This is a genomic window from Mycobacterium neumannii (genome assembly GCF_048452905.1).
Classification (GTDB): Bacteria; Actinomycetota; Actinomycetes; order Mycobacteriales; family Mycobacteriaceae; genus Mycobacterium; species Mycobacterium neumannii_B.
This window is the reverse complement of the sequence record NZ_JBCGVF010000003.1, coordinates 1-13,221: the sequence shown is the minus strand read 5'-3', so window position 1 is coordinate 13,221 and position 13,221 is coordinate 1. Positions and strand designations below refer to the sequence as shown.

General features: G+C 66.5%; 12 protein-coding genes. 8 read left to right on the top strand and 4 right to left on the bottom strand.

Annotation, left to right across the window (positions count from 1 at the left end; genetic code table 11):
* Window positions 1-19: 19 nt before the first annotated feature.
* Genes AAHH99_RS06180 through AAHH99_RS06170 form a run of 3 tightly spaced genes read left to right on the top strand, consistent with a single transcriptional unit; the run spans window position 20 to window position 3,729 of the window.
* The gene (locus tag AAHH99_RS06180; protein WP_418767892.1) at window positions 20-2,014 is read left to right on the top strand and encodes an APC family permease; all 1,995 of its coding nucleotides are present in this window, start codon (window positions 20-22) and stop codon (window positions 2,012-2,014) included.
* Window positions 2,011-3,231, top strand: coding sequence for a class I SAM-dependent RNA methyltransferase (locus tag AAHH99_RS06175; RefSeq protein ID WP_418767891.1), 1,221 nt, complete (start codon window positions 2,011-2,013; stop codon window positions 3,229-3,231). The genes AAHH99_RS06180 and AAHH99_RS06175 overlap by 4 nt, the downstream gene beginning before the upstream one ends.
* A gap of 18 nt (window positions 3,232-3,249) precedes the next feature.
* The gene (locus tag AAHH99_RS06170; protein WP_064426020.1) at window positions 3,250-3,729 is read left to right on the top strand and encodes an MSMEG_6728 family protein; all 480 of its coding nucleotides are present in this window, start codon (window positions 3,250-3,252) and stop codon (window positions 3,727-3,729) included.
* A 2-nt stretch (window positions 3,730-3,731) separates the two neighbouring features.
* On the opposite strand, the gene AAHH99_RS06165 is transcribed toward AAHH99_RS06170, so the two are convergent.
* Both AAHH99_RS06165 and AAHH99_RS06160 read right to left on the bottom strand, forming a co-directional pair.
* On the bottom strand, window positions 3,732-4,193 hold the full coding sequence (locus AAHH99_RS06165; RefSeq protein ID WP_064426019.1) for a hypothetical protein: 462 nt from the start codon (window positions 4,191-4,193) through the stop codon (window positions 3,732-3,734).
* The gene (locus AAHH99_RS06160; protein ID WP_082680649.1) at window positions 4,190-4,594 is read right to left on the bottom strand and encodes a GbsR/MarR family transcriptional regulator; all 405 of its coding nucleotides are present in this window, start codon (window positions 4,592-4,594) and stop codon (window positions 4,190-4,192) included. The genes AAHH99_RS06165 and AAHH99_RS06160 overlap by 4 nt, the downstream gene beginning before the upstream one ends.
* 180 nt (window positions 4,595-4,774) lie before the next feature.
* On the opposite strand from AAHH99_RS06160, the gene AAHH99_RS06155 reads away from it, so the two are divergent.
* From AAHH99_RS06155 to AAHH99_RS06145, 3 genes are read left to right on the top strand one after another with little or no spacing between them, the layout of a single operon-like run.
* Complete coding sequence (locus AAHH99_RS06155) at window positions 4,775-5,680, top strand: ABC transporter ATP-binding protein (RefSeq protein WP_064417018.1); 906 nt, start codon at window positions 4,775-4,777, stop codon at window positions 5,678-5,680.
* Window positions 5,677-6,390: a hypothetical protein gene (locus AAHH99_RS06150; RefSeq protein WP_064415849.1), complete on the top strand. Its 714-nt coding sequence runs from the start codon at window positions 5,677-5,679 to the stop codon at window positions 6,388-6,390. Before AAHH99_RS06155 ends, AAHH99_RS06150 begins: the two co-directional genes overlap by 4 nt.
* Window positions 6,390-7,145, top strand: a complete 756-nt coding sequence (locus AAHH99_RS06145) for an ABC transporter permease (RefSeq protein WP_418767890.1) — start codon at window positions 6,390-6,392, stop codon at window positions 7,143-7,145. Before AAHH99_RS06150 ends, AAHH99_RS06145 begins: the two co-directional genes overlap by 1 nt.
* A 29-nt stretch (window positions 7,146-7,174) precedes the next feature.
* On the opposite strand, the gene AAHH99_RS06140 is transcribed toward AAHH99_RS06145, so the two are convergent.
* On the bottom strand, window positions 7,175-8,806 hold the full coding sequence (locus AAHH99_RS06140) for an ABC transporter permease (protein ID WP_418767889.1): 1,632 nt from the start codon (window positions 8,804-8,806) through the stop codon (window positions 7,175-7,177).
* Window positions 8,803-9,726 (bottom strand): ATP-binding cassette domain-containing protein, encoded by a 924-nt coding sequence (locus tag AAHH99_RS06135; RefSeq protein WP_418767888.1) that lies wholly within the window; start codon window positions 9,724-9,726, stop codon window positions 8,803-8,805. The genes AAHH99_RS06140 and AAHH99_RS06135 overlap by 4 nt, the downstream gene beginning before the upstream one ends.
* 205 nt (window positions 9,727-9,931) lie before the next feature.
* Between AAHH99_RS06135 and nhaA the strand changes: the two genes are divergently transcribed.
* Together nhaA and dxs are read left to right on the top strand one after the other, a co-directional pair.
* A complete protein-coding gene (gene nhaA, locus AAHH99_RS06130; RefSeq protein WP_064415845.1) occupies window positions 9,932-11,260 on the top strand; it encodes a Na+/H+ antiporter NhaA in 1,329 nt (442 codons plus the stop codon).
* Window positions 11,261-11,288: 28 nt separating this feature from the next.
* Entirely contained in the window at window positions 11,289-13,202 is a 1,914-nt protein-coding gene (gene dxs / locus AAHH99_RS06125; RefSeq protein WP_418767887.1) for a 1-deoxy-D-xylulose-5-phosphate synthase, read from the top strand.
* Window positions 13,203-13,221: the final 19 nt, after the last annotated feature.

The following is a 13,221-nucleotide window of genomic DNA, read 5'->3' as shown; positions in this document are numbered from 1 at the left end:
GGGCTTAGTCTTGGCACTCGTGTCCAAGCTATCCAGGTTCGCGCGGCGGGTGGTCCTCGGCAGGCCGTTTCGCAGCGACAGGATTTCGCACACTCTGCTGCCGAAGCGGATAGCCCTTCCCGTCTTCGCTTCCGATGCCCTGTCGTCGGTGGCCTACGCGCCCGAAGAGATCTTTCTGGTGCTGTCGGTCGCCGGCCTGGCCGCCTACTCGATGACGCCGTGGATCGGCCTGGCAGTGGCCGGGGTCATGGTGATCGTCATCGCCAGCTACCGGCAGAACGTGCATGCCTATCCGTCCGGGGGCGGAGATTACGAGGTGGTCACCACCAACCTCGGGCCGACGGCCGGCCTGACCGTGGCGAGCGCGCTATTGGTCGATTACGTGCTTACGGTCGCGGTGTCGATGTCTTCGGCGATGTCGAACATCGGCTCGGCCGTGCCGTTCGTCAACCAGCACAAGGTGCTGTTCGCGGTGATCGCGATTCTGCTGATGGCGGCGATCAACCTGCGCGGCATCAGGGAGTCCGGAACCGCTTTCGCGATCCCGACCTACGCATTCATGGTCGGGATGTTCATCATGCTCGGCTGGGGCTTCTTCCAAATCTATGTGCTCGACGAACCGTTGCAGGCCGAATCGGCGGGTTTCGAGATGCATTCCGAACACGGGGAGATCCTCGGCTTCGCGCTGGTATTCCTTGTGGCACGGGCATTCTCGTCGGGCAGTGCGGCACTGACGGGTGTGGAGGCGGTCAGCAACGGGGTGCCGGCGTTCCGCAAGCCGAAGTCGCGCAACGCCGCGACCACCCTGGCGCTACTCGGTCTGTTCGCGGTCACCCTGTTCATGGGCATCATCATGTTGGCCAAGGCAACCGGCGTGAAGATCGCGGAGCGACCGCACGAACAACTCGTCGGGGCTCCGGCGGACTACCACCAGAAGACGCTGATCGCGCAGTTGGCCGACGCGGTCTTCCACGACTTCAGCGTCGGGCTCTTCCTGATCGCCGGTGTCACGGCGCTGATTCTGTTGCTGGCCGCCAACACGGCGTTCAACGGGTTTCCCGTACTCGGCGACATCCTGGCGCAGGACCGGTACCTGCCGCGCCAACTGCACACGCGCGGAGACAGGCTCGCGTTCTCCAACGGAATCCTGTTCCTGGCGTTCGCCGCGATCGCGTTCGTCGTGGCATTCCGCGCCGAGGTCACCGCGCTGATCCAGCTCTACATCGTCGGGGTCTTCGTGGCATTCACGCTCAGCCAGATTGGCATGGTGCGGCACTGGACGCGGCTGCTGCGCACCGAAACCGAGCCGATGTTCCGGCGCAAGATGATCCGTTCTCGCGTGATCAACGCGATCGGTTGCGCCTGCACCGCCACGGTGCTCGTGATCGTCGTGGTATCGAAATTCGTTGCCGGAGCCTGGATCGCGATCCTGGCGATGGGCCTTCTGTTCGGGATGATGAAGCTGATCCGCCGGCACTACGACACAGTCGCGCGCGAGCTCGAGGAGCAGGCCGCCGCCGCGAGTGACATGGTGCTGCCCAGCCGCAACCACGCGATCGTGTTGGTGTCCAAACTGCATCTGCCCACGATGCGCGCGCTGGCCTATGCCAGGGCCATCCGCCCCGACACGCTGGAAGCCATCACGGTCAGCGTCGACGAAGGCGAGACTCGTGCCCTGATGGACAAGTGGGAGGACAGCGATATCAGCGTCCCGCTGAAGGTAATCGCCTCGCCGTACCGCGAGGTCACCCGGCCGGTCCTCGAGTACGTCAAGCGGATCAGCAGGGAGTCGCCGCGCACCGTCGTCACGGTGTTCATCCCTGAGTACGTCGTAGGCCACTGGTGGGAACAGTTGCTGCACAACCAGAGTGCGTTGCGGCTCAAGGGTCGCTTGCTGTTCGAACCGAACGTGATGGTGACATCGGTGCCGTGGCAACTGAGTTCCTCGGAGCGGCTCAAGACTCTGCAGCCACAGTCGGCGCCCGGCGACGCGCGCAGGGGATTTCTCGAGTGACCGGTGTCGCGGCTGTGCCGTCGGAACTGACGGTGACAGCAGGGCCGCCCGCCAACGGCGGCAGCTGTGTGGCGCGCGACGAAGGCCGCGTCGTGTTCGTCCGCTACGCGCTGCCCGGCGAGCGGGTCAGGGTCCGGGTGGTCGCCGATCGTGGGAAGTATCTGCACGCCGACACCGTCGAGGTCATCGAACCGTCGGCAGACCGCATCGCATCGATCTGCCCGATCGCGGGTGCGGACGGCGCCGGCTGCTGCGATATGTCGTTTGCCGAGCCTGCGGCGGTCCGCAGGCTCAAGGGCGCCGTCGTCGCCAACCAGTTGATGCGGTTGGGCGGGTACCACTGGCGCGAGGAAGCCGACGCCGCCGCCGACCCGGTCGGGGACGTGGGCGCAACCGGGTGGCGGACGCGGGTTCGGTTGGACACCACCGCCGCAGGGGAACCCGGATTCCACCGGTTCCACAGCCCCGAGCTGATCACCGACTTGAACTGCGCGCAGCTGCCCGAAGGGATGGTCGACGGGCTGGCCGAGCGGGCCTGGCCGCCGGGCGCGCACCTGCACGTCGCGATCGACGACGAGGGCACGCGCCACGTCGTGCAGTCCGGACCCAAGTCGGGGCCCAAGGGCAGGGCCGCCACGCAGGTGATCGAGGGCGACTACGAAGCCGTCCAGCGGGTCGCGGGCCGGACGTGGCGGGTGCCCGTGACCGCCTTCTGGCAGTCGCATCGGAACGCGGCGCGGCTCTACAGCGAGTTGGTGGCCGGCTGGGCGCAGCTGAGCCCCGGGATGACGGCGTGGGATTTGTACGGCGGGGCAGGAGTATTCGCGGCCGTGCTCGCCGAAGCGGTCGGGGAGACAGGCAAGGTCGTCACGGTGGACACCTCGCGGGGAGCATCGCGGGCGGCGCGCGCCGCGCTGGGCGACATGAGATGGGTGTCGGTGGTCACCGACTCGGTACGCCGAGCGGTCGCCGCCCAGCGAGCGCGGGCCGATGTCGCGGTGCTCGATCCGCCGCGGACGGGAGCCGGTCGCGAGGTGATCGACCTGCTGGCGGCCGCCGGGGTACCACGTGTCATCCATATCGGTTGTGAGGCGGCGTCGTTCGCGCGCGATGTTGGTCTCTACCGCGGACACGGATACACGGTCGAGGAGTTGCGGGTCTTCGACTCGTTCCCGCTCACGCACCACGTCGAGTGCGTGGCGGTGTTGAGCCGCTAAACGGGTATCCGGCGGGGGATGCAGACGTTTTTGCCCTGCCCGGGTTTCGACGACACCGCCAGCGTCCTCGACACGAAGCGGCTCGGCAAGCAGCGGGTCGAGACCATCCAGGTGGTTCGCGCGCTGACCGTGCCGGGCTATGGCTGGCGTCATCACCCCGCAGCGGCGATGTGGGCCGGCTACGAGGAAGCTCTGGTCCGCTACGGGCTCGACATCTGCGCCGCATGGTGCCGGCTGGGCCACGCTGACACGTGTGCGACCACCATGGTCTCCGACCTGGCCCGCACGACCGGCATCGCCACCCCGCGTACCCAGGACGAGTTGGCCGCGGCGGGGGAGGTGCCGCCGTGGCTGGGCGATCCGGAATTTCACCGCAGCCACCAGTCGGTGCTGGTGCGCAAGGACCCGCAGCACTACCGCACGTTTTTCCCCGATGTTCCCGACGATCTGGACTACGTCTGGCCGGGTTCCGACCGTCCGCGACGTATTGCGATCTGACGTCAGCGGCTGAAGTACCGGGCCAGTCGGCGCTGGCGGTGCCCGAACAGCGCCCCGACAGCAGCCGCGATGGCGGGTGTCAGCACTCGCAGCGGGGTCCGCAGTTCGAAGGTGAGCCGGTCGCGCACCACGGTTCGCGCTTCGCCCACCGGTTCGAGCGTGCGTTCGTGCCGCCACAGCCGCATGCTCAACATCGTCGATTCCTCATGAAACCCACGGCCGGGCCACAATTCGGCGATCGTCAGATGGTCGTAGTCGAACGGCAGCACCCCGAATAGCCGCATCCAGCAGCGCCCGACGGGCTCGCCAACGGGAATGGTCTCGACGGTGAGATCCTTGCGACCTCGCGGCATCGACATGGTCATCCACGGCCGCAACTCGTCGTTGATGCCCTCGGGCGTGACGATGCGCTCCCAAACCTGCTCGGCCGACGCATCGATGGCCCTCTGTCGTTCGACGATCATTTCGCTCCAGCAGCCGATCGTGCGTGCCAGCGATCAAGGACGGCCGGGATCTCCTGCATCAGAAACACGTAAAAATCGCGCATCTGGGTGATCCGGTGCCGCGACAGCGTGCCCTCCTCGGTGGCGGCGATACCGGCCTCGGCCGCCACCAGGACGCTGGACAGTGCTTCGTTGTGTTTGGTGTATTGCACCGCCCACGCGTCGTCGCGAAGGCGGAAATGGTCGCGCCGGCTACCGGGTGCCGGTGCTCGCTCCACCACACCGACTGCGACGAGCATTTTCAGTGCACCGGAGATAGCGCCAGAACTAGCCTGCAGCTGCTCGGCGAGTTCTCCCATCGACATCGCGGGTTGCTCGGTGAACACGAGCGCCGCAAGGACGCGCGCTGTCATGCGTTGCATCCCATGGGTGGACAGCACGCTCGCCAATTCTTCGGCGGCGGCGCGTCCCTCGGGCTTGCCGTCCAACAAACTCTCCGATTTCAGAGACTTCAGTAATTTCTGAAAACTCAGTATAGTGACGGGCGGCGTTCCGGGAAGTCTGGTCGGAGATCGATATCCGGCTACCTGGAAGGCACGGGAATGCAGAGCGTTGCGTCGACAGCAGTGCGCCCGCCAGCCGCTACCGAAGTGATTCGGGTGCGCGGGCTGACGTTCACCTATCCGAAATCCTCCACTCCCGCGGTGCGGGGGATGGACTTCAGCGTCGCCCGGGGCGAGATTCTCGGATTCCTCGGTCCGAGCGGCGCAGGAAAGTCCACGACGCAGAAGCTGCTCATCGGACTGCTCCGCGGTCACGGCGGCGAGGCAACCGTGTTCGGAAGAGATCCCGCCGCCTGGGGCGCGGACTACTACGAGCGCATCGGGGTGTCGTTCGAGCTGCCGAACCACTACCAGAAGCTCACCGGCCTGGAGAACCTGCGATTCTTCGCGTCGCTATACGGGGTCGACACCATCGACCCGATGGAACTTCTTGCCGCGGTCGGATTGACCGATGCCGCCGACACGCGAGTCGCCAACTACTCCAAGGGCATGCAGATGCGGCTGACGTTCATCCGCGCGCTGCTCAACGATCCCGAGCTCTTGTTCCTCGACGAACCGACGTCGGGGTTGGACCCGGTCAACGCCCGAAAGGTCAAGGACATGGTCCTCGACCTGAAGGCACGCGGCCGCACAGTCTTTCTGACCACGCATGACATGCGCGTCGCCGACGAGCTCTGTGACCGGGTTGCCTTCGTGGTCGACGGCCGGATCGTCGCCATGGATACGCCGGCCGAATTGAAGATCGCACGCAGTCAACGGCGCGTGCGAGTGGAGTATCGGGGCAACGACGGGGCGCTGCGGGCGGCCGAATTCGGGATGGACGGCCTGGCAGACGATTCCGCGTTCCACGCGGTGTTGCGCGACCACCACGTCGAAACCATTCATAGCCGGGAGGCGACGCTCGACGATGTGTTCGTCGAGGCCACCGGAAGGCAACTGACATGAGCAGGCTGGCGAGCGCACTGCATCTGGAGATCACACTGCAGATTCGGCAGAAGTTCCTGTACGCGGCCGTCTTCTCCGGCCTGATATGGCTTGCGGTGCTGCTGCCGATGTCGCACCGGCTGCGTCAGATGGCGGAGCCCTATGTCCTTCTGGGAGACATCGCGATCATCGGGTTCTTCTTCGTCGGCGGATCGGTGTTCTTCGAGAAGCAGGAACGAACCTTGAGCGCGGTCATCTCAACACCGCTTCGATTCTGGGAGTACTTGACCGCGAAACTCGTCGTGCTGCTGACTATTTCACTGCTGGTGGCACTCACGGTAGTCTCCATTGCGCACGGCTTCGCGTACCGCCCCGCACCTATGATCGTCGGCGTGTTGCTCGGCACGTTGCTGATGCTGCTGGTCGGCTTCATCACGTCGTTGCCGTTCACTTCGGTCAGCGATTGGTTCATGTCGGCGACGGTTCCGCTGGCGGTCATGACGGGTCTTCCGGTACTGCATTTCTCGGAGGTGTGGTCCACGCCGATTCTGTATCTCGTTCCCACCCTGGGACCGCTGTTGTTACTGGGCGAGGCGTTCGACCAGGTGTCGCTGGCGCCATGGCAACTGGCGTATGCGTTGCTCTATCCCGTGCTGTCCGTTGTCATGCTGAGCTACCTGGCGAAGGCGTTGTTCGGCCGATACGTCATCGCGAAGTCGGGAGGATTGTGATGTCTACTTTGGCCGGGACTCACGGCAGTGCTCTGGCGGCTTTCGGCCGCAACGATATTCGCGGTACATACCGTGATCCCCTGCTCGTGATGATCGTCGTAGCTCCGGTCATCTGGACGGTGGGTGTTCGCGTCCTGACACCTCTTTTCACCGAGATGCTCGCCGCACGTTACGACTTCGACCTGGTACCGTACTACCCGCTGGTGTTGACCGCCTTCCTCTTGCTGACGAGCATCATCATCGCGGGAGGACTGGCCGCGTTCCTGGTGCTCGACGAGGTCGATGCGGAAACGTTGGTCGCTCTTCGGGTGACCCCCGTGCCGTTGTCGACGTTCTTCGCCTACCGTGCGGGCACAGTGTTGGGGGTGACGACGGTCTACGTCGTGACGACACTGTCGTTCAGCGGACTGCTCGAACCCGGACTCCTACCCGTCCTGGTGCCGATCGGACTGCTCGCCGGGCTCTCCGCGATCGTCACGATGCTCCTGATACTCGCGTTGGCGAGCAATAAGATCCAGGGCATCGCGATGGTCCGCGCGCTGGGCATGCTGATCGCCGGTCTGCCGTGCCTGCCGTGGTTCATCGATTCGGCGTGGGCACTGGCTTTCGGCATATTGCCGCCGTTCTGGGCGGCGAAGGCCTTCTGGCTGGCCAGCGACGGCGCCATGTGGTGGCCGTACTTCGTCGGCGGTGTCGTGTACAACGCCGCGATCGCCTGGCCGCTGTTCAAGCGCTTCGTCGCCAAGAACACCTGAGGCGCATCGCGCGCAAACGGGTGCAATCCTCAGGACACCAGGTCGCGGCGATGGTACCCGGCCACCCCAGCCACTGTGAAAACTGCTGCCACGGCGAGAATCACGCCCAACGCCTGCCAATCCGGCGCAGCCAAGGGTACCGCCCTCACATGGACGAACGGCGAGCCGTCCCGCACCCATTGGGGCGCGTGCGCAGTTTCGGCGACGACATCGACCAGGAAGCCGCCCACCACGGGCACTGCGCCGACGGCGATGACCGCCGACGGCAACCACCCGGCGCCCAGAACTGCCGCTCCCATCGCGAGCAGGGCGATCGGCGCGGTGTTCAGCGCGCCCGCGAGCGCATCAAAGAGGCCGAGCGGAGCGCCCGTCGCCGCGGCCCCGACGGTGATACCGACTGCCGCGGTGACGTGCAGTGCGACAACGCCTGCCGCTACCACCACCACTTCGGCGCCCAGCAGGCCGGCGCGCGAAACGGGGGAGGTGAAAAGGATGGTCCAGCGGCGCGCCTGCTCGTCGGCGACGAACGCCCCGAGGCGGGTGGCGGCGTACATCCCTGTCGCCACCGCCGAGAGACTGAACAACGCCGCGGCGAAACCATCCGCTGAGTTCAAGCCCGCGAAGCCGGCGCTGGCGGCCAGCGTGGCGAAACGCGGGTTCTGCTCGAAGAATTCGAGGATGGACGCGATCGTCGCCCCGATGATCACGAAGTAGGTCGCGATCGCGGCGGCCCAGCCCAGCGTCGGCCGCATGGCACGGCGCATTGCGAACAGGTGTATCGAGCCGAGCATCCTCGTGCGCGGCGGACGACTGCCGGAAACCGCCAGTAGTCCGCTTCCCAGGTCCCGCGATTTGGCCATGGCCACGGCGGCAGCCCCCAGCATGACCGGGTAGCAGGCCAACACGGCCAGCGGTGCGATCCTGTTGTCGGCAAAAGGCGCCACCCGCGCGATGAGCCCGAATGGGCTGACCCAGGCCAACCCCGCCAACGCCGCGAAGGCGTCCGACATCATCCGCACCAGAAGGGCAGTGCCGAGGAGCGCCACCGACAAGCCCACCGCCGACGCTCTGCTCGGCATCAACTGGCCCGCCGCGAACCCCACCGCGGCGAATGTCGAAGTCACGCCGAGAAATCCGCCGGCGTAGAGGGTGGCGCCGAGGGGAGTGGTGCCTGCGGCCAGCATCGCACCCCAGACTGCTGTGCTGATCAGCAGAGCGCTGCCTGTCAACGCGAGTACGCAACTCAGTAGCGCATCGGAGGTGCGAAGGGCGCCGGCCAACAGGACGTCCCACCGTCCGGCGTCCTCCTCGCCGCGGGTGATGCGGACAGCGACCAGCATGATCCACACGCCGGCTATCACCAGCAGCGGAGTGCCCGTTCGCCAGACGGTGAATCCGCCCGCGTCATCCAATGCCAGCGGCGTGCCGAAAAGCACCCGGATAGCCGGATTTTCGGCGAGTGCTCGAAGAGCATCCTGGCTCAACTCGGCCTGAAACGTCGATTGATACTGTGCGGCGACGAGGAACGACATTCCTGCGGCCACTGCCGCCACGATCAGCGTGCCGCGGCGAATCTGGCGGATGGCGAGCCCGATGGCCGCTCGTGTCGGCGACGGACGCGCGGCGGCGGCATGCCTGGCGACAACCGTGCCGGTGCTCATCGCGACAGCTCCCCGTAGTAGTCGAGGAAGATCTCCTCCAGATTCGGCTCACGCATTGCGACGGCGGTGATCTCGACGGCGGCGAGGGCGCGCAAGGCGGCCGTCGGCGAGCCGGACATGTTGAATCGCAACCGGTTCGCGCCGAGCCACTCGACGTCGGTGACACCCGGCAGGTCGGTGAGCAGTGGTGCGACGTCGCGGTACGACACCTCGACCACTGTGCGGCGCAGCCGCCGCAGGTCGGCGATGGTGTCGATCTCGACGAGCCGGCCCGAGCGAAGGATGGCCACCCGGTCGCACACCGCTTCCACCTCCGTGAGTTGATGCGAGCTCAGGAAGACCGTTTGTCCACGCTGTCTCGCCTCTTGGATGCAGCGCCTGAACTCGAGCTCCATCAACGGATCCAGGCCACTGGTCGGTTCGTCGAGGATCAGCAATGGTGCCCGCGTCGCGAACGCCGCGACGATCGCCACCTTCTGCCGGTTGCCCGTGGAATAGGCCTTGGCCGGCCGGTCGAGATCCAGCGCGAAACGCTCGACCAACTCGGCCCGGTACTCGAGGTCGACCGGTGGACCCACATTCGCCATCAATTCGAGGATTTCCGCCCCGGTCAGGGACGGCCAGAGACTGACGTCGGCGGGCACATACGCGAGACATCGGTGGGCTCGACGTACGTCAGCGGCGTCGCTGCCGAGAACGGATACCCGCCCGGCATCGGGCCGGATGAGGCCGAGCATCATGCGAATGGTCGTCGACTTGCCGGCGCCGTTGGGGCCGAGGAAGCCGAATACCTCACCACTCTCCACCGTCAGGTCGAGGTCATCTACCGCGACGATCCGCCCGAAACTTTTGGTCAGGCCATCGATGTGAATAGCGGGCTGAAATTGCGCGCGCGTCGGCGCGTGCGGCATGTCGTGCATCGGGTCCCTTTCCGAAGTCGGCAAAATCGATAGCCGACCAGGCTTCCCGGCGCACCTGTGGAGAAATCTACTCGCGGACCGTTCCGCGCACCAGACCCGGCGTGGCGCGTCCCCCGAATCGGTGGCATAGGGTTGAGCCCAAGGTGTGCCGGGAAGTCTGGTCGGCGATTCTTTGTCGACCGCTAGCCACAGATCGGGACTTGCCGTGACTGCCAACCCACCCCACCGGTCCGCGCGACGGACGCTGCTCTCGCGGGGGTCGTGGGCCGAGACAAACCGTGTCTCCACGATCCTGCGCAAGGAGACCGTCGGGGGCGCGCTCCTGCTGCTGGCTGCGGCCGTCGCGCTCGTCTGGGCGAACTCGCCGTGGTCGGAAAGCTACTTCGCCCTGCGCGATCTGAAGGTCGGCGGCGAACCGTTCGGCCTGCACCTGGACCTCGCGCTCGGCACTTGGGCGGCCGACGGGTTGCTGGCCCTGTTCTTCTTTGTGGTCGGGCTGGAGCTCAAGCGCGAATTCGTCGCCGGCGACCTGCGTGACCCCGCCCGCGCGGCGCTGCCCATCGCGGCCGCCGTCGGCGGCATGGTGGCGCCTGCCCTGATCTTCGTCGCGGTGACCGCTCACGTCGGCGACGGCGCCCTACGGGGTTGGGCGATCCCGACGGCAACCGACATCGCGTTCGCCGTCGCGGTTCTCGCGGTCATCTCCACGCACCTGCCCTCGGCGCTGCGCACGTTCCTTTTGACCCTCGCTGTCGTCGACGACCTTCTTGCGGTGCTGGTGATCGCCGTCTTCTACACCGAGGGGATCAACTGGGTCGCGCTGTTGGCGGCGCTGGCGCCGCTGGCCCTTTTCGCGCTGTGCGTGCAGCGCCGCATCCAGTCGTGGTGGCTGTTGGTTCCGCTCGCGCTGGCCACATGGGCGCTGATGCATGAATCGGGTATCCACGCCACCGTGGCCGGTGTGCTGCTCGGCTTCACCGTGCCGGTCGTGCGTTCGCAAGCCGCGGGCGGGCCGGAGGCCGGACCGGGGCTCGCTGAACACTTCGAACACCGCTTGCGCCCGCTGTCGGCAGGTTTCGCGGTCCCGGTATTCGCCTTCTTCGCCGCGGGGGTCAACATCGGCGGCTACTCCGGATTCACCGAAGCGATGACCGACCCCATCGCGCTCGGCATCGTGCTGGGTCTGGTAGTCGGAAAACCCGTCGGCATCTTCCTGACCACGCGGGTGCTGGCGTCGGTCACCCGGGCCGATCTGGACTCCGCGATCCGGTGGATCGACGTGATCGGCATCGCCATGCTGGCGGGCATCGGATTCACCGTATCCCTGCTCATCGGCGACCTCGCGTACGGCATCGGATCCGAACGTGACGATTTCGTGAAGATCGGAGTGCTGACCGGATCGCTGGCCTCGGCTGCCCTGGCCGCGGTCCTGTTACGGCTGCGGAACAGGCATTATCGGGCGATCCACGAACAGGAAACCGCCGATTACGACCATGACGGTGTGCCCGACATCTACCAAGCTCGACAGGACTGACTACGACGGCCGTGCGTAGACTGAACGAATGCTTGAACAGATCCGCGGGCCCGCAGATCTGCAGCACCTGACGCAGTCGCAACTGAGCGATCTAGCACGTGAGATCCGCGAATTCCTGATCCACAAGGTGGCTGCCACCGGCGGGCATCTCGGCCCGAACCTCGGCGTCGTCGAGCTGACGCTCGCGCTGCACAGGGTGTTCGATTCGCCCCACGATCCGATCATCTTCGACACCGGACACCAGTCCTACGTGCACAAGATGCTGACGGGCCGCAGCCACGAGTTCGACACCCTGCGCAAGAAGGGCGGCCTGTCGGGCTATCCGTCGCGCGAGGAGAGCGAACACGACTGGGTGGAATCCAGCCACGCCAGCTCGGCGCTGTCCTATGCCGACGGGCTGGCCAAGGCGTTCGAGCTGTCCGGACACCGCAATCGGCACGTGGTGGCCGTCGTCGGTGACGGCGCGCTGACGGGCGGTATGTGTTGGGAGGCGCTGAACAACATCGCCGCGGCACGACGGCCGGTGGTGATCGTCGTCAACGACAACGGCCGCAGCTACGCGCCGACGATCGGCGGGTTCGCCGAACACCTGGCCGGCCTGCGCCTGCAGCCCGGCTACGAACGCGTGCTCGAGGAGGGCCGCAAGGCGGTGCGCGGCGTCCCGGTCATCGGCGAGGTCTGCTACCAGTGCATGCACTCCATCAAGGCCGGCATCAAAGATGCGTTGGCGCCGCAGGTGATGTTCACCGACCTGGGACTGAAGTATGTCGGGCCCATCGACGGCCATGACGAGCACGCCGTCGAGGTCGCTCTGCGCCGGGCGCGGGGCTTCAACATGCCTGTGATCGTGCACGTCGTAACCCGCAAGGGCATGGGCTACGCGCCCGCGGAGAACGACGAGGCCGACCAGATGCACGCGTGCGGTGTCATCGACCCCGAGACCGGGTTGGCGACGTCGGTCCCCGGCCCGGGCTGGACGTCGACGTTCTCCGAGGCGCTGATCGGCTATGCAGCGCGCCGGCGCGACGTCGTCGCGATCACCGCGGCGATGCCCGGCCCGACGGGTCTGACCGCATTCCGCCAGCGCTTCCCTGACCGGTTCTTCGACGTGGGCATCGCCGAACAGCATGCGATGACGTCGGCGGCCGGGTTGGCGATGGGCGGCCTGCATCCCGTCGTCGCGATCTACTCGACCTTCCTGAACCGCGCGTTCGACCAGGTCATGATGGACGTGGCGCTGCACAAGCTGCCGGTGACGATGGTGTTGGACCGCTCGGGCATCACCGGCCCCGACGGCGCAAGCCACAACGGCATGTGGGACCTGTCGATGCTGGGCATCGTGCCCGGTATGCGGGTGGCCGCACCGCGGGACGGTGTCCGGCTGCGGGAGGAACTCGGCGAGGCACTCGACGTCAACGACGGCCCGACCGCGATCCGGTTCCCGAAAGGCGATGTCGGCGAGGACATTCCGGCTGTCGAACGGCGTGACGGGGTCGACGTGCTGGCCGTGCCGGCAGACGAGCTCGCCGGTGACGTGCTGTTGGTGGCGGTCGGGCCGTTCGCGTCGATGGCGTTGGCGGTCGCCGAGCTCCTGCGTAACCAGGGCATCGGTGTGACGGTCGTCGACCCGCGCTGGGTGCTGCCGGTGCCCGAGGCGATCACCGCGCTGGCCCGCGAACACAAGCTCGTCGTCACGCTCGAGGACAACGGCGTCAACGGCGGCATCGGATCTGCGGTGTCGGCGGCATTGCGCCGCGCCGAGGTCGACGTGCCGTGTCGCGACGTCGGCCTGCCGCAGGAGTTTTTCGCGCAGGCGTCCCGCGGCGAGGTGCTCGCCGAAGTCGGCTTGACCGATCGCACCGTGGCCCGCCAGATCACCGGCTGGGTCGCGGCCCAGGGCGCCTCCGTCAGCGAAGCCGAGGTCAGCGAGCAGCTCGACTAGCGTGTGCCTGTGCCGCGAG